Source organism: Streptomyces sp. NPDC053673 (genome assembly GCF_055585225.1).
The window spans coordinates 42,963-60,275 of the sequence record NZ_JBVJKN010000032.1 but is presented as its reverse complement, the minus strand read 5'-3'; the positions used below and the strand labels follow the sequence as shown (position 1 = coordinate 60,275).

12 protein-coding genes are annotated in these 17,313 nt (G+C 69.2%); 1 reads left to right on the top strand and 11 read right to left on the bottom strand.

The genetic code is table 11. From position 1 onward, the window contains the following. Nucleotides 1-43: 43 nt before the first annotated feature. From ACZ6ZQ_RS31600 to ACZ6ZQ_RS31550, 11 genes are all read right to left on the bottom strand, one after another. On the bottom strand, nt 44-1,969 hold the full coding sequence (locus ACZ6ZQ_RS31600; protein WP_469771940.1) for a TIGR03960 family B12-binding radical SAM protein: 1,926 nt from the start codon (nt 1,967-1,969) through the stop codon (nt 44-46). Between the two features lie 85 nt (nt 1,970-2,054). Continuing rightward, nucleotides 2,055-3,686, bottom strand: a complete 1,632-nt coding sequence (locus ACZ6ZQ_RS31595; RefSeq protein WP_469771939.1) for a CYTH and CHAD domain-containing protein — start codon at nt 3,684-3,686, stop codon at nt 2,055-2,057. A gap of 112 nt (nt 3,687-3,798) precedes the next feature. After that, complete coding sequence (gene rodA, locus ACZ6ZQ_RS31590) at nt 3,799-4,998, bottom strand: rod shape-determining protein RodA (protein ID WP_469771938.1); 1,200 nt, start codon at nt 4,996-4,998, stop codon at nt 3,799-3,801. Between the two features lie 3 nt (nt 4,999-5,001). Further along, entirely contained in the window at nt 5,002-7,176 is a 2,175-nt protein-coding gene (mrdA, locus tag ACZ6ZQ_RS31585; protein ID WP_469771937.1) for a penicillin-binding protein 2, read from the bottom strand. 19 nt (nt 7,177-7,195) lie between these two features. Next, on the bottom strand, nt 7,196-7,861 hold the full coding sequence (mreD, locus tag ACZ6ZQ_RS31580; protein WP_469771936.1) for a rod shape-determining protein MreD: 666 nt from the start codon (nt 7,859-7,861) through the stop codon (nt 7,196-7,198). A gap of 18 nt (nt 7,862-7,879) precedes the next feature. Continuing rightward, on the bottom strand, nt 7,880-8,911 hold the full coding sequence (gene mreC / locus ACZ6ZQ_RS31575) for a rod shape-determining protein MreC (RefSeq protein WP_469771935.1): 1,032 nt from the start codon (nt 8,909-8,911) through the stop codon (nt 7,880-7,882). A 139-nt stretch (nt 8,912-9,050) separates the two neighbouring features. Then, a complete protein-coding gene (locus ACZ6ZQ_RS31570; protein WP_469771934.1) occupies nt 9,051-10,070 on the bottom strand; it encodes a rod shape-determining protein in 1,020 nt (339 codons plus the stop codon). A gap of 300 nt (nt 10,071-10,370) precedes the next feature. Beyond that, on the bottom strand, nt 10,371-10,781 hold the full coding sequence (ndk, locus tag ACZ6ZQ_RS31565) for a nucleoside-diphosphate kinase (RefSeq protein WP_469771933.1): 411 nt from the start codon (nt 10,779-10,781) through the stop codon (nt 10,371-10,373). Between the two features lie 119 nt (nt 10,782-10,900). Continuing rightward, on the bottom strand, nt 10,901-11,245 hold the full coding sequence (locus ACZ6ZQ_RS31560; protein WP_453661671.1) for a DUF4233 domain-containing protein: 345 nt from the start codon (nt 11,243-11,245) through the stop codon (nt 10,901-10,903). Between the two features lie 5 nt (nt 11,246-11,250). Beyond that, nucleotides 11,251-12,780, bottom strand: coding sequence for a bifunctional tetrahydrofolate synthase/dihydrofolate synthase (gene folC / locus ACZ6ZQ_RS31555; RefSeq protein WP_469771932.1), 1,530 nt, complete (start codon nt 12,778-12,780; stop codon nt 11,251-11,253). Nucleotides 12,781-13,248: 468 nt separating this feature from the next. Continuing rightward, nucleotides 13,249-15,870 (bottom strand): valine--tRNA ligase, encoded by a 2,622-nt coding sequence (locus ACZ6ZQ_RS31550; RefSeq protein ID WP_469771931.1) that lies wholly within the window; start codon nt 15,868-15,870, stop codon nt 13,249-13,251. A gap of 122 nt (nt 15,871-15,992) precedes the next feature. Here ACZ6ZQ_RS31550 and ACZ6ZQ_RS31545 point away from each other — a divergent pair, with 122 nt between their 5' ends. Next, entirely contained in the window at nt 15,993-17,198 is a 1,206-nt protein-coding gene (locus tag ACZ6ZQ_RS31545; RefSeq protein WP_469771930.1) for a helix-turn-helix domain-containing protein, read from the top strand. Nucleotides 17,199-17,313 lie beyond the last annotated feature (115 nt).

The window sequence follows — 17,313 nt, the reverse complement described above, 5'->3', positions numbered from 1 at the left end:
CCCGGCCCGAGGGTTCCCTCCGGGCCGGGCCGTCGCAGGAGCGTTACTTGACGACCGTCAGCGGAAGCAGCTTCTTCCCCGTCGGGCCGATCTGGATGTGCGTGTCCATCTGCGGGCAGACACCGCAGTCGAAGCACGGCGTCCAGCGGCAGTCCTCGACCTCGGTCTCGTCGAGCGAGTCCTGCCAGTCCTCCCAGAGCCAGTCCTTGTCGAGACCGGAGTCCAGGTGGTCCCAGGGCAGGACCTCCTCGTACGTACGCTCACGCGTCGTGTACCAGTCGACGTCGACACCGAACTCGGGCAGCGCCTTCTGCGCGCACTCCATCCAGCGGTCGTACGAGAAGTGCTCACGCCAGCCGTCGAAGCGGCCGCCGTCGTCGTAGACGGCGCGGATGACGGCGCCGATGCGGCGGTCACCGCGCGAGAGCAGGCCCTCGACGATGCCGGGCTTGCCGTCGTGGTAGCGGAAGCCGATGGAGCGTCCGTACTTCTTGTCGCCGCGGATCTTGTCGCGGAGCTTCTCCAGGCGGGCGTCGGTCTCCTCGGCGGAGAGCTGCGGGGCCCACTGGAACGGGGTGTGCGGCTTGGGCACGAAGCCGCCGATCGAGACCGTGCAGCGGATGTCGTTCGAGCCGGAGACCTCGCGGCCCTTCTGGATCACCTTGGTCGCCATGTCGGCGATCTGCAGCACGTCGTCGTCGGTCTCCGTCGGCAGACCGCACATGAAGTACAGCTTCACCTGACGCCAGCCGTTGCCGTACGCCGTGGCGACGGTACGGATCAGGTCCTCCTCCGAGACCATCTTGTTGATGACCTTGCGCATGCGCTCGGAGCCGCCCTCGGGGGCGAAGGTGAGACCGGACCGGCGGCCGTTGCGGGTCAGCTCGTTGGCCAGGTCGACGTTGAACGCGTCGACACGGGTGGACGGGAGGGACAGACCGATCTTGTCCTCCTCGTACCGGTCGGCGAGGCCCTTGGCGATGTCGCCGATCTCGCTGTGGTCCGCGGAGGACAGCGACAGCAGGCCGACCTCCTCGAAGCCGGTCGCCTTGAGACCCTTCTCGACCATGTCGCCGATGCCGGTGATGCTTCGCTCCCGCACGGGGCGCGTGATCATGCCGGCCTGGCAGAAACGGCAGCCGCGGGTGCAGCCGCGGAAGATCTCGACGGACATCCGCTCGTGGACGGTCTCGGCGAGCGGGACCAGGGGCTGCTTCGGGTACGGCCACTCGTCGAGGTCCATGACGGTGTGCTTGGACACCCGCCACGGCACGCCCGACTTGTTCGGCACGACACGGCCGATGCGGCCGTCCGGCAGGTACTCGACGTCGTAGAAGCCCGGGACGTAGACCCCGCCGGTCTTCGCGAGGCGGAACAGCAGCTCCTCGCGGCCCCCGGGGCGGTCCTCGGCCTTCCAGGCCCGGATGATCTCGGTGATCTCCAGGACGGCCTGCTCGCCGTCGCCGATCACCGCGCAGTCGATGAAGTCCGCGATCGGCTCGGGGTTGAAGGCCGCGTGGCCGCCCGCGAGCACGATCGGGTCGTCGACGGTGCGGTCCTTGGCCTCCAGCGGGATGCCCGCGAGATCGAGGGCAGTCAGCATGTTGGTGTAGCCGAGCTCGGTGGAGAAGCTCAGGCCGAGGACGTCGAACGCCTTCACGGGGCGGTGGCTGTCCACGGTGAACTGCGGCACGCCGTGCTCGCGCATCAGCGCTTCGAGGTCCGGCCAGACGCTGTACGTGCGCTCGGCGAGCACACCCTCGCGCTCGTTCAGTACCTCATAGAGGATCATGACGCCCTGGTTGGGCAGACCGACCTCGTACGCGTCCGGGTACATGAGCGCCCAGCGGACGTCGCACTCGTCCCACGGCTTGACGGTGGAGTTCAGCTCACCGCCCACATACTGGATGGGCTTCTGCACATGCGGGAGCAGAGCTTCGAGCTGTGGGAAGACCGACTCGGCAGACATCTGGAACCTTCGTGGGCTGGCAGAGGGACTCTCAAGCGTAACCCGATCGGCAGTGGCTCCCGGCACGTCTGCCTGCCGCGGAAGGTCAGTGCGCCAGCGCCGCGCGCAACCCGGGCCGGGACGCCTTGTCCCACACGCCGGGGAGCTCGCGCTCCCGGTCGGCGGCCGACGCCTGTTCCTGGCCGAAGAGAAGTCCCCAGGTGAACGCCGATTCACCGGCCGCGTGGGCCTGGATCGCGAGGTCCCGGAGGGTGTCGCGGGCGACGACGCTGTCCTGGTGATCGCCGAGGACGGTCTGGACGGCCTTCATGCGCTTGGCGAACTTCCGGGCGGGCCTGCCGAGGGCGGGGGTCGCAGCCTCCGCGGCGTACCGGGCGCGCTTGGCGGCCTTGCGGGCGTCGTGCATGGCGAGATCGCGCTCGTGGCCGGCCGGGAGGCCGAGCGCGTGTCCGACGCGCCCCGCGAGGCGCAGATAGTCCTTGATCACGGCCTTGGGCAGGGCGACGCCGGGCTTCGCGGTGGCGGCCTTGAGGAGCGGCGGCTCGTCGAGCAGCGCGTCGAGGGCGTCCAGGAGCGCGAGGTATCGCTCGGTGTCGAGCACGGCGACGGAACGGTGTAGCGCCTCCTCGCGGTTCGCGGTCCCCCAGATCCGCAGCCTCGCCCGGACCGGTCCGAGCACCAGCGTCCCCGGCAGGCCGTCGATCCGCCCATGCAGCCGCTCGGCGAGCACTTCCTGGTCCCGTGCGGCCCCCAGCTCACCGGCCAGCCATTTGAGCTCGTCGCCGAGCGGGTCGGTGACACCGCGGTCGACGATCTTCCGGTACGTCTTGAAGGCGCTGCGCATGCGGCGGGTGGCGACGCGCATCTGGTGGACCGCGTCGGGCAGGTCGCGCCGCACGGCCGGGTCGAGCGCCACGATCGCGTCCCGCTGCTCCCGCAGATAGGCGAGGACGAACTCCCCGGCGTCCTTGGGGCCGAGCCGCGCCCCGCGGTCCCTGACGGTCTCTGCGGCCTTGGCGGCCTTCGGGGCCTTGGCCTCCTTGTCCGGCCGCGCTTCGGTGTCGGCGTCGCGCGGCGCGGCGGCAGCTTCGGCTTCGGCTTCGGCTTCGGCGGAGCCGGGCGCCGTTTCCTCCAGCGCCCGCGCCAGCTTCGACGTGGCCGACGACGGCAGGACGCCCGCCTTGCGAAGCCGCTTCCCGACCGCGTCCAGCAGCGCGGGGTCGGCGTCGTCGGCCAGTTCGACCTCGATCTCGGTCCAGGACGTCGCGCCGCCGCCCTCGGTGCGGCGTTCCGCACGCACGGAGTCGACGGACAACTCGGCGAGGAGTTCGCCCTGGTCGTCGAGCAGGTGGCGGACGTCCCTGGAGGAGCGCAGCCGGACGACGGGAGCGAGCTCGGAGTCGCGCGTGCGCGAGCGGACCAGGCCCGCAAGCGTGCCGGGCAGCGTGTCGGCGAGGGGTTCGCGGATCTCGTCGCGGATGCCGACGGAGACGGGGAACTTCAGGTGCCAGCCCTCGTCACCGCCGCCCGTACGCCGTCGCAGCGTGATCCCGTCTGCGGCGAGGCGCAGCTCCGGGGTGTCGTAGTAGACGGCGTCGAGCTCCGTGACGCCCTGGTCGACGACGGCCGTCACACCGGCCACACCGGTCAGGTCCGGCAGCTCGGTCCCGGCACTGGCTTCGTACTTGCGCTCGACTTCTCGCTTCGTGTCCGCCATGAACAAAATCTAGTCGCCATGGCGCCTCCGCGTCAGCATGAACCGAGACGTTGTCGGTCCGGGGCGTGTTGCACCGGACAGAACACCTAGGGCATGTCCGGTGGATCAGGCCCTAGGCCGACATCGGCCGCTGCACCTTGATCGATTGGAGCAGCCCGACCGCCACCCACACCGCGAACATGGACGAGCCGCCGTACGACACGAACGGCAGTGGAAGCCCGGCCACCGGCATGATGCCGAGGGTCATGCCGATGTTCTCGAAGGACTGGAACGCGAACCAGGCGATGATCCCGGCGGCGACGATCGTGCCGTACAGCTCGGTCGTCTCGCGGGCGATCCGGCAGGCCCGCCACAGGACCACACCGAGCAGGAAGAGGATCAGGCCCGCTCCGACGAAGCCCAGCTCCTCACCGGCGACGGTGAAGACGAAGTCGGTCTGCTGTTCCGGCACGAACTGGCCGGTGGTCTGGGATCCCTTGAAGAGGCCGGTGCCGAGCAGGCCGCCGGAGCCGATCGCGATCCGCGCCTGGTTGGTGTTGTAGCCGACGCCGGCCGGGTCGAGCTCCGGGTTGGCGAACGCGGCGAAGCGGTTGATCTGGTACTCGTCGAGCAGTCCGAGCGTGGTGACCAGCACCGCGCCACCGACACCCGCCCCGATCAGGCCGAGGACCCAGCGGTTGGAGGCACCGGAGGCGAGCAGCACACCCAGCACGATCACCACCATCACCATGACCGAGCCGAGGTCCGGCATCAGCATGACGATCGCCATGGGGACGGCCGCCAGACCGAGGGACTTGGCGACGGTGCGATGGTCGGGGTGGACCTGATCACCCGCGTCGACCTGGTCGGCCAGCATCATCGCCATGCCCAGAATGATCGTGATCTTCACGAACTCCGAGGGCTGCAGCGAGAATCCGCCGCCGACCACGATCCACGCGTGCGCGCCGTTGATGGTCGCGCCGAGTGGTGTGAGCACCAGCAGCACCAGCACCACGGAGATGCCGTACAGCACCGGTACGGCGCCGCGCAGCGTGCGGTGCCCGAGCCAGATCGTGCCGACCATCAGAGTCAAGCCGATGCCCGTGTTGAGGACGTGGCGGAAGAGGAAGTAGTACGGATCGCCGTGGTTGAGCTCGGTGCGGTTGCGGGTCGCGGACCACACCAGGAGCGAGCCGATGAACGACAGTGCGATCGCCGCGCCCAGCATCGGCCAGTCCAGCCGGCGCACCATCGAATCGCGGGCGAAGAGCTTCGACAGCGCGCCGCGCTCGGGGGCGTACCGCGCGACGGAGAAGCCATGGGTTCCTGCCATGTCTCAGTCCCTCCGTCCCGTCGCCGCGGGCGGGCCCGCGAGCGCCTTCTCGCCCTCCGGCTCCGGCTTGACCGGAACGTACGGCGTGATCTTCGGCGCGTCGATCGAGCCGTCGGGCTGGATCTTCGGCAGCGTCTTCTGCGGCTCGGGCAGCAGGGCCTTCTTGAGGTCCTGGTTGCCTTCCATGTCCAGGCCGTAGAGCGCGTTGTAGATGTTGCGCACGGCGGGGCCGGACGCGCCGGAGCCCGTACCACCCTGGGAGATCGTCATGACGATCGAGTAGTCCTTGGTGTACGTGGCGAACCAGGAGGTCGTCTGCTTGCCGTGGACCTCCGCCGTTCCGGTCTTGGCGTGCATCGGGATCTTGTCCTGCGGCCAGCCGCCGAACCGCCAGGCGGCCGTACCGCGGGTCGCGACTCCCGCGAGGGCTTCGTTCATCAACTTGCGCGTCTGGGGGGTCATCGGCAGCTTGCCGTGGGACTTCGGCTTGATCTCGCGGACGCTCTTGCCGTCCGGGCTGACGACCGCCTTGCCGACGGTCGGGTCGTAGAGCGTGCCGCCGTTGGAGATCGCCGCGTAGATGGTGGCCATCTGGATCGGGGTGACGAGCGTGTCGCCCTGGCCGATCGAGTAGTTGACCGAGTCACCGGCGCGCATGAGATTGCCTTCGAGGCAGTTCTCGTAGGAGAGCTGCTGGATGTAGCTGCCGCCCTTCTTGCCGGTCTTGCACCAGTAGTCCTTGTTCGCCTCCCAGAACTTCTGCTTCCAGCGGCGGTCCGGGATCCGGCCGGTGACCTCGTTGGGCAGGTCGATGCCGGTCTCGGCGCCGAGGCCGAACTGGTGGGCGGTCTTGTAGAACCAGTCCGCCGGGTTCTTCTTCGGCTTGATGCCGCCGTCCTTCAACCACTGCTGGTGGGAGAGGGCGTAGTAGACGGTGTCGCAGGAGACTTCGAGGGCCTGGCCGAGGGTGATGCTGCCGTGGCCCTGGGACTCGAAGTTCTTGAAGACCTGGTTGCCGATCGAGTACGAGCTGGGGCACGGGTAACGGCCCTTGAAGTCGTATCCGGCGTTGACCGCGGCGGTGGTGGGGACGACCTTGAAGATCGAGCCGGGGGCGGCCTGCCCCTGAATGGCCCGGTTCAGCAGGGGGAAGTTGGACTTCTTGCCGGTGAGCCTTGCGTAGTCCTTGGCGGAGATGCCGCCGACCCAGGCGTTGGGGTCGTAGTGGGGCAGCGATGCCATCGACACCACGCGGCCGGTCTTCGACTCCATGACGACGACGGCGCCCGAGTCCGCCTTGTAGTTCTCGTTGGTGTTGTCGTCGAAGACCTTGCGGGCTTCCTTCATCGCGTTGTTGAGCTCCCACTCGGCGACCGCCTGGACGCGGGCGTCGATGGAGGTGACGACGTTCGCGCCGGGCTCCGCCTTGTCCGGCTTGGCCTGCCCGATGACGCGACCGAGGTTGTCGACCTCGTAACGGGTGACGCCGGCCTTGCCCCGCAGCTCCTTGTCGTACGTGCGCTCAAGTCCCGAGCGGCCGACCTGGTCGGACCGGAGGTACGGCGAGTCGGTGTCCTTGGCCTTCTCGATCTCCTCGTCGGTGACGGGCGAGAGGTAGCCGAGGACCTGCGCGGTGTTCGCCTTGCCGGGCGCCGGGTATCGGCGTACGGCGGTGGGCTCGGCGGTGATGCCGGGGAAGTCCTCGGCACGCTCGCGGATCTGCAGGGCCTGCTGGGTGGTGGCCTCGTCGGTGACCGGGATCGGCTGGTACGGGGAGCCGTTCCAGCAGGGCTGCGGGGTTTTGGAGTCGCAGAGCCGGACCTTGTCCATGACCTCCTTCGGCTTCATGCCGAGGACGGCCGCGAGCCGGGTCAGGACGCCTTCGCCGTCGTCCTTCATCTTCATCAGCTCGGTACGGGACGCGGAGACGACGAGGCGGGTCTCGTTGTCGGCGAGCGGGACGCCCCGGGCGTCCAGGATGGCGCCGCGGACGGCGGGCTGGACGACCTGCTGGACGTGGTTGCTCTTCGCCTCGTTCGTGTACTCGTCGCCGTTGCGGATCTGCAGGTACCAGAGGCGCCCGCCGAGCGTCGCCAGGAGGGAGAAGACCAGGACCTGGATGACGATGAGCCGGATCTGGACGCGGGGGGTCCGCCCGGTCTCGGGAATGTTGCTCACGCTGCCGATACCCCCTCGGTCACAGTCGCTTGACTCCCCTGATGCGGCCGGCGCGGGTCGCCCGGGTCCTGGCCGCCTTGATCCGCAGTCCGCTGCGCTGGCGGCCGATGCGCAGGCCGGTGCCGGACGAGGCCCAGCCGCTGGAGACATCGCCGCCGCCGGCCTGGTTGTCGGCGAGCGGATCGTTCTCGGCGCGTCTCGCCAACGCCATGATCAGCGGCACGGTGAACGGCGCGAGCAGCAGGTCGTACACGGCGGCGGTGAACAGCAGCGAGCCCAGGCCGACATGGCGGGCGGCGGTGTCACCGACCAGCGCGCCGACGCCCGCGTACAGCAGCGTCGAGCCGATCGCGGCGGCGACGACGACGACCATCGGACCGGTGGCCGAGGTGAGCCGGCCGTTCTCGGGCCGGGCGAGTCCGGCGAGGTAGCCGATGAGGCACAGCACCAGGGCATAGCGGCCCGCGGCGTGGTCGGCGGGCGGGGCGAGGTCGGCGAGCAGCCCCGCGCCGAAGCCGATGAGGGCACCGCTGGTGTGCCCGTACACGAGGGCGAGAGCGAGGACGACGAGCAGCAGCAGATCGGGGACGGCCCCGGGCAGCTGGAGGCGGGAGAGGACGGTCACCTGGACGACGAGTGCGACCACGACGAGCGTGGTGGAGAGCAGCATCCGGTTGAAGCGCATGGTGTTCAGCTCCTCCTGCTACTCGTCGTCGCGGCCGGTGACGGCGTCTGTGCTGTCGACCAGGGGGTCGCTCCGGCCCTGGTCCTGTTCCTGTCCCCGGTCCAGCGCCTGGTCCCCGCCCAGCGCCTGGTCCTCGCCGTTCGGCGACGGGGTGACGGTCACGGTCACGGTGGGCGTGGGGGTCGGCTTCGGCTTCGCGGGCAGGACCGCGTCACGCGGGTCCGTACGGGGCGCCTGCACGACGACTCCGACGATGTCCAGCTTGGTGAATCCGACGTACGGGCGGACGTAGATGGTCCGCGTGAGGTCACCGCCGGAGGGGTCGACGCGGACGACCTCGCCGACCGGGACACCGGGCACGAACGGCTTGTCGGCCTGCGAGCCGAAGGTGACCAGCCGGTCGCCCTTCCTGACCTTGGCCTTGCCGTTGAGGAGCTGTACCGACAGCGGCCGGTCGCCCTGTCCGGTGGCGAAGCCCAGCTCGTCGGTGCGCTCCATGCGCGTACCGACCGTGAAGTCCGGGTCGTTGGCGAGGAGAACGGTCGCGGTGTCCGGGCCGACGGTGGTGACCCGGCCGACCAGCCCGTCACCGTTGAGCACGGTCATGTCGCGGAGGATGCCGTCCCGGGAACCGGCGTCGATCGTCACCGTCCAGGAGAAGCCCTGGGCGGCTCCTATCGCGATGACCTCGGCGGCCTTGATGCCGTACTGCCCGTTGGCCGCCTTCTTCAGCATGCTGTCGAGCTGACGGACCCGGCTGCGGTTGCGGTCGTCGCTGCCGAGCCGCGCCTTGAGGGCCGCGTTCTCCCGCTCCAGCACGGCGATCCGGTCGTGACGCTCCCCCGAGTCCCGGACCGCTCCTATGGCGTTGCCGATCGGATCGACGGCGGCCGCCACGCCGTTCTCCACCGGTCCGAAAACAGCGGCGGCGGCCTGCCGGGCGCCGTCGACCGGTGACTCCTCGCCGCCGCGGATGTCCACCGTGATCAGTGCGAACGCGATGGCGATCAGCAGGACCAGGAGCAACCGGCTCTCTTTCGTGTCCCTCACGTGCGGCGGCCGTGCCTTCCTCGTCGGAATGTGTATGCCGTTGTGCTCTGCGGTGTTGCTCGTGTGGTGCTTTATGCCGTTGTATCAACGATCCGCCGTACGGGTCGGTAGACGCCCGTACGGCGGAGAGCGGCCTCCGCTAGCGGCGCGGCTGGGCGTCCAGCACCTGCTGGAGCGCCTCGAACTCCTCGACGCACTTGCCCGAGCCGAGCGCAACCGAGTCCAGCGGGTCCTCGGCGATGTGGATGGGCATGCCGGTCTCGTGGCGCAGTCGCTCGTCGAGGCCGCGCAGCAGCGCGCCGCCGCCGGTGAGGACGATGCCGCGGTCCATGACGTCGCCGGAGAGCTCCGGCGGGCACTTGTCGAGCGTGGTCTTCACGGCGTCGACGATCGCGTTGACCGGCTCCTCGATGGCCTTGCGGACCTCGGCGGCGGAGATGACCACGGTCTTCGGGAGGCCGGAGACCAGGTCACGGCCGCGGATCTCGGTGTGCTCGTCCTTGTCGAGGTCGTACGCCGAGCCGATGGTGATCTTGATGCTCTCGGCGGTCCGCTCACCGAGGAGGAGGCTGTACTCCTTCTTGATGTGCTGGATGATCGCGTTGTCCAGCTCGTCGCCGGCGACCCGGATGGACTGTGCTGTGACGATTCCGCCGAGGGAGATGACGGCGACCTCGGTGGTACCGCCGCCGATGTCCACCACCATGTTGCCGGTGGCCTCGTGGACCGGCAGACCGGCCCCGATGGCCGCCGCCATGGGCTCCTCGATGATGTGCACCTGGCGGGCACCGGCCTGGGTCGAGGCCTCGATGACCGCACGCCGCTCAACACCGGTGATACCCGACGGCACACAGACGACGATGCGCGGACGGGCCGCCCAGCGGCGCTTGTGGATCTTGAGGATGAAGTAGCGGAGCATCCGCTCGGTGATCTCGAAGTCGGCGATCACACCGTCCTTCAGCGGACGGACCGCCACGATGTTGCCGGGCGTGCGGCCGATCATCTTCTTGGCTTCGGAGCCCACCGCGAGGATGCCGCCGGTGTTGGTGTTGATGGCGACGACCGACGGCTCGTTGAGGACGATCCCACGACCCCTGACGTACACCAGCGTGTTGGCGGTCCCGAGGTCGACAGCCATGTCACGGCCGATGAACGACATTGAGTTCCCCTTGTGTCCCATGAGGATGCGTCGGGCCTTCCCAAATCGAGCTGTGATGGCTTTTCAGGTCGGCGAGGAGGGTGATGTACGGGTGCTGTGGCGTGGAGCTTCCATCGTAGTGCCGCCTGCCCGGACACCGCGCGCTGGCCCGCCTCAATAAGGGTGACGACCAGTCGGAGCGATGCGTTCCCGCTATCGCGGTTCGTATGCCGAAGGGCGACCGAATTTCCTTCGGTCGCCCCAGGCTGTGGGCGCTGTATGGCTGACAGGCAATCAGGAAGAATCCGCGAAGGGAAGTCCTCAGACTGCCGGGAAGAACAGCTTGAGCTCGCGCTCGGCGGACTCCTCGGAGTCCGACGCGTGAATGAGGTTCTCCCGGACGATCGTGCCGTAGTCGCCACGGATGGAACCGGGGGCGGCGGCGATCGGGTCGGTCGGGCCGGCGAGCTGGCGCACGCCCTCGATGACGCGCTCACCCTCGACGACGAGCGCGACGACGGGGCCCGACAGCATGAACTCGACGAGCGGCTCGTAGAACGGCCGGCCGACATGCTCGGCGTAGTGCTGCTCCAGAGTCTCGCGGTCGAGCCGGCGCAGCTCCAGCGCGGTGATCTGCCAGCCGGCCTTCGCCTCGATACGGCCGATGATCTCGCCGACCAGACCACGCCTGATCGTGTCCGGCTTGAGGAGGACGAGGGTGCGCTGGGTCATGATGTACGGCTCCTTGCAGGCAACGTGTGCGGTGAGGTGAGGCTACAGGGGTGCGACCGAACGGCGGCACCCGGACCGGGGCCGGCCGGATGCCGCCCCACGGCGTCGGACAGGCCCGGCTACTGGGGCTGCGCCTGCTGCGCCGCCCATCTCGCCTTCGCCTCGTCGGCCTTGCGGCCGTAGTGGACCGAGGCCCACCACAGGCCCGCGAAGACCGCACCGAGGAAGAACATCGTGGGGACCACGAAACCGCTCGCGATCAGGCCGATCTGCAGGGCCCAGCCGAGCTGCACCCCGCCGGGGCGGGTGATCATCCCGCACAGCAGCAGTGACAGCACCATCGCGACACCGCTGACCGCCCAGACCGTGGCAACGGACAGATCCGGGTCCTTCATGGCCACCAGACCGGCGAAGCCGATCACGAAGAACTCGCCGATCAGAGTGGACGCACAGAGCGTACGCATGGGATTCAGCCCCTCCCCAGCAGCAGCCGGGCCTCGCCGACCGTGATCACGGAGCCGGTCACCAGGACGCCGGCGCCCGCGTACTCCGCCTCCTCCTCGGCGAGCGTGACGGCCGCCTCCAACGCGTCGTCGAGCCGCGGCTCGACGACCACCCGCTCGTCGCCGAAGACCTCCACGGCGAGCGCGGCCAGCTCATCGGCGTCCATCGCCCGATGGCTGGAGTTCTGCGTGACGACGATCTCCGTGAAGATGGGCTCGAACGCCTCCAGGAGCGCCTTCACGTCCTTGTCGCCGCTCGTACCGACCACACCGATGAGCCGGGAGAACCCGAAGGCCTCCGTGATGCCCTCGGCGGCCGCCCGCGCCCCCGCCGGATTGTGCGCGGCGTCCAGGACGACCGTCGGACTGCGCCGCACGACCTCCAGCCGGCCCGGCGAGACGACGGACGCGAACGCGGAACGCACCGTCTCCACGTCGAGCGTGCGCGCATGCTGCGCGCCGATACCGAAGAACGCCTCGACCGCGGCCAGCGCCACCGCCGCGTTGTGCGCCTGGTGGGCGCCGTACAGCGGGAGGAAGATCTCCTCGTACTCCCCGCCGAGCCCGCGCAGGGTCAGCAGCTGCCCGCCGACCGCGACCTCACGGGAGACGACACCGAACTCCATGCCCTCACGGGCCACCGTCGCATCGACCTCGACGGCCTTCTTCAGCATCACCTGCGCGGCGTCCACCGGCTGCTGCGCCAGGATCACCGTCGTGCCCTGCTTGATGACGCCGGCCTTCTCACCGGCGATCTCGGCCGTGGTGGAGCCGAGCCGGTCGGTGTGGTCCAGATCGATCGGGGTGACCACGGCGACCGACCCGTCGATGACATTCGTCGCGTCCCAGCTGCCGCCCATGCCGACCTCGACGACGGCCACATCCACGGGAGCGTCGGCGAACGCGGCATACGCCATGCCCGTGAGCACCTCGAAGAAGGAGAGCCGGAACTCCTGTGCCGAGTCCACCATCTCCACGTACGGCTTGATGTCGTGGTAGGTCGCGATGAAACGCTCGGCCTCGATGGGGGCACCGTCCAGGCTGATCCGCTCGGTGATCGACTGCACGTGCGGCGATGTGTACCGCCCGGTGCGCAGCTCGAAGCCGCCGAGCAGCGCCTCGATCATGCGGGCCGTGGACGTCTTGCCGTTGGTACCGGTGATGTGGATCGAGGGATACGCGCGCTGCGGCTCGCCCAGGACGTCCATCAGCGCGGAGATCCGGCTGACCGACGGCTCCAGCTTCGTCTCGCCCCAGCGGCCGGCGAGCTCCTGCTCCACCTCGCGCAGCGCCTTGTCCACCTCCGGGTCGGCGGGCCGCGAGGGCACCTGCTCACCCCGGCGCGATCCGGCCTGCGTGCGCAGCGTGCGGCTCCCGGCCTCGATCACCGCCAGGTCGGGGTCGCGGTCGGTCTCGGCGTCGACGATCGCGTCGAACTCGTCCGCCTCGTCACGCTCGTCGGCATCGTCAAAAGGATCGGGCTGCTGCTCACTCACGCTGCCAGTCTACGGAGGCCCACCGACACAACCGCCGAGGCCCGGCCCATGCACACCGGGGCCCGTCTGCCGGAACCGCTGGAGCCCCGCAGGACCCGGAAAGACAGGCCGCTGGAGCCCTGCCGGGAGCAGCGCGCGTACGCGGCACGAGCCCTCCTTCGGGCCCGCCGTCAGCGTGCCGCCCATGCTCTCCACCCACTCCCGCATCGAGAACGTGCCCGTACCGCTGGACACCGGCTCCCGGGCCCGGCGCTGAGCGCGGTCACGGCGTCGACGGCACGCGGCGACGCCGCCCAGCGGCCCGCATACCGCCGGCCCGCCGCGGCGACGCGGCGCGACGGCTCGGCGCAGCACGAGGGTGGCGGGCGTGTACGGCGCCTCCTCCGTCATCCACGGTCTGCGGAGCCACGCACGCGTATGACGAGGCCCCCGGAGCCGGGTGGCTCCGGGGGCCTCGTACGAACCGGGTCAGCCCTGCGGCAGGTTCGCCAGCTGGGCACCGATGCGCTCGATGTCCTCCTCGGCCTTGGCGAGCCTGCCGCGGATCTTGTCGACCACGTTGTCCGGAGCCTTCGCCAGGAACGCCTCGTTGCCGAGCTTCGCCGTGGCCTGCGCCTTCTCCTTCTCGGCCGCCGCCAGGTCCTTCGCGAGCCGCTTGCGCTCCGCGGCCACGTCGATCACACCGGACAGGTCCAGCGCGACCTCCGCGCCCGCGACCGGCAGGGTCGCCGTCGCATGGAACGACTCGCCCTCCGGCTGCAGCCGCAGCAGCTGCCGGATCGCGGCCTCGTGCGGCGCCAGCGCGGTGCCGTCCAGCGTCAGCCTGGCCGGGACCTTCTGGCCGGGCTGCAGACCCTGGTCGGAACGGAACCGGCGGACCTCGGTGACGACGCGCTGGACCAGCTCGATCTCCCGCTCGGCGGCGGCGTCACGGAAGCCCGAGTCCTTCGGCCAGTCGGCGATGACGACGGACTCACCGCCGGTGAGCGTGGTCCACAGCGTCTCGGTGACGAACGGCACGACCGGGTGCAGCAGGCGCAGCATGACGTCCAGGACCTCACCGAGGACGCGGCGGGAGACCTCGGCCTGCTCGCCGCCCGCGAAGAAGGTCGTCTTGGACAGCTCGACGTACCAGTCGAAGACCTCGTCCCAGGCGAAGTGGTACAGCGACTCGCTGAGCTTCGCGAACTGGTAGTCGTCGTAGTAGGCGTCGGCCTCGGCGACCGTGGCGTTCAGCCGGGAGAGGATCCACCGGTCGGTCGCGGAGAGCTTCTCGGGCTCGGGGAGCGGGCCCTCGACGGTGGCGCCGTTCATCAGCGCGAACCGGGTGGCGTTCCAGATCTTGTTCGCGAAGTTCCGCGACGCCTGGACCCAGTCCTCGCCGATCGGCACGTCGGTGCCGGGGTTGGCGCCCTTGGCCAGGGTGAAGCGGACGGCGTCCGAGCCGTACTCGTTCATCCAGTCCAGCGGGTCCACGGCGGTGCCGGACGACTTCGACATCTTCTTGCCGAACTGGTCGCGGACCAGGCCGGTCAGGGTGATGGTGCGGAAGGGGACCTCGCCGTCCATCGCGTACAGACCGAACATCATCATCCGGGCGACCCAGAAGAAGATGATGTCGTGGCCGGTGAGCAGGACATCGGTCGAGTAGAACTTCTCCAGGTCCGGCGTCCGCTCCGGCCAGCCGAGCGTGGAGAACGGCCAGAGGCCGGAGGAGAACCAGGTGTCCAGGACGTCCGGGTCCTGGGTCCAGCCCTCGCCGGTGGGCGGCTCCTCGTCGGGACCGACGCAGACGACTTCGCCGTCCGGGCCGTACCAGACCGGGATGCGGTGCCCCCACCACAGCTGGCGCGAGATGCACCAGTCGTGCATGTTGTCGACCCAGTCGAAGTAGCGCTTCGACATGTCCTGCGGGTGGATGCTGACGCGGCCGTCACGGACCGCGTCACCGGCGGCCGTGGCCAGCGGCTCGACCTTGACCCACCACTGCATCGACAGACGCGGCTCCAGCGTCGTCTTGCAGCGCGAGCAGTGGCCGACGGAGTGGGTGTACGGGCGCTTCTCGGCGACGATCCGGCCTTCGGCGCGCAGCGCGCCGACGATCGCGGACCGGGCCTCGAAGCGGTCCAGGCCGAGGAACGGGCCGTGGACGGTGATCACACCGCGCTCGTCCATGACCGTCAGGGACGTCAGCCCGTGGCGCTGGCCGATCTCGAAGTCGTTCGGATCGTGCGCCGGGGTGACCTTGACGGCACCCGTGCCGAACTCCGGGTCGACGTGCGTGTCCGCGACGACCGGGATCGAACGGTCCGTCAGCGGCAGCCTGATCTCCCGGCCGACCAGGTGCTTGTAGCGCTCGTCGTCCGGGTGGACGGCGACCGCCGTGTCACCGAGCATCGTCTCGGCACGGGTCGTCGCGACGACGACGCTGTCGTCGCCCTCGCCGTACCGGATGGAGACGAGCTCGCCGTCGTCCTCCTGGTACTCCACCTCGATGTCGGAGATGGCCGTCAGACAGCGCGGGCACCAGTTGATGATGCGCTCGGCGCGGTAGATCAGACCGTCGTCGTACAGCTTCTTGAAGATCGTCTGGACGGCGTGCGAGAGGCCCTCGTCCATGGTGAAGCGCTCACGCGACCAGTCGACGCCGTCGCCGAGACGGCGCATCTGGCCGAGGATCTTGCCGCCGTACTCCTCCTTCCACTGCCAGACGCGCTCGACGAACTGCTCGCGTCCCAGGTCGTGGCGGGAGACGCCTTCCTTGCCGAGCTCGCGCTCGACGACGTTCTGCGTGGCGATTCCGGCGTGGTCCATGCCCGGCAGCCACAGCGACTCGTAGCCCTGCATCCGCTTGCGGCGGGTGAGGGCGTCCATGAGCGTGTGCTGGAAGGCATGCCCGAGGTGCAGGCTGCCGGTGACGTTCGGCGGCGGGATGACGATGGTGTAGGCGGGCTTGTCGCTCTTCGCGTCGGCCGTGAAGTAACCGCGTTCTACCCAGCGCTCGTACAGCTTCCCCTCTACCTCGGCCGGCGCGTACTGGGTCGGCAGTTCGGGGGTGCTGGCTGGCTGATGCTGAGTGTTCTCGGTCACGGCGCACAGTTTACGGGGGCGGCCGCCCCCATTTCGAACCCGATACCGCAACCCGCCTCACCCCGGCGACCACGCGGCGTAGCGTGATTGACGGCACACTCCCTCTCCCGATGGGCAGGGCGATGGCGGCGACAATCGGAGACCGGCTGGGCGAACTGCGGCTGCGCCGCGGTCTGACCCAGGAAGGTCTGGCCGAGAAGGCCCAGCTCAGCATCGACACCGTTCGCAAACTGGAGCAGAACCAGCGGCTGACAGCCCGGATGGGCACTCTGAACAGCCTCGCCCGCGCGTTGGACGTCGAGACGTCAGTACTGCTCGGGGCCCCAGCAGTACTCGCTTCATCCAACGGGAACGAGCCACCGAGCCTCCTCACGCTCCGGCAAGCGGTGACGCCGTTGTCGGAATTCGCCGGCCTCGGGAACGAGGAGGACACACCGCCCCCTAGCGTGGCTCAGCTCCGGGCCGGCATGCGCAGCACTGAACAGATTCGTCGTCGCGGGGAGCTGACGAAGATCACAGCGTTACTACCTGTCCTCCTCACGGACGCCCGTGCCGCGGTGCGTGAGTACACGGATGACGACCGTGCGGCCGCGTACGCCGTCCTCGCCGAGGCGTATCAGGTAGCAGCCACCACGCTGACGGCCTTTGGCAAGGAAGACGCCGCATACACGGCCATCGAGCGTTCGATGGCGGCGGCTCGCCAGTCCGATGACCCCCGGTTGGAGATCATGGGAGTGTCATCGCTGTCCTGGATCTTCTCCAAGCAGGGTCGTATCTCCGATGCCGAGCAAGTGGCCGTACGGATGGCGGAACGCATCGAGCCCGGCTTTCGTTCGGCCCCGATCGACCTCTCGCTGTGGGGAATTCTGCTTCTGCGCGGTGCTTCAGCCGCTGTACGCGCCGAACGCAACGACAGCGCCGAGGAACTGCTGTCTCTCGCCGCTGCGGCCGCGGCGAGAATCGGGAGCGACCGCCTCGACTACGCCACGCCCTTCGGGCCGACGAATGCGGGAGTCGCCACCGTGAACGCCTTCGTCGACATGGGCAAGCCCGACAGGGCACTCAGCCACGCGAGGCGCATCCCCAGCCTGTCGACGCTGCCTCCCACATGGCTTGCCCGGCACCACGTGGACCGCGCCGTGGCGCACGCCGAACTGCGCCACGACGCCCAGGCCACGCGCGCGCTGCTGGTCGCCGAGCGGATCGCCCCTGAATGGATGAGATATCACTCCTTGTCCCGGCACTTGGTTGCCGAGCTGCGGGAGCGAGAGCGGCGTCGGTCCTCCTCCATCAGGGAACTGGCCATCCGTCTCGAACTCGAAGACTGAGAGGACGTAGGACGCACTGTCCTACCGGATTCCAGGAGTCGCACGTCCTGTCCCTGGGCTGATTCCCCGTCCTGTCACACCGTTTGCACGAACGGACCGACGACCTTCGGACGGT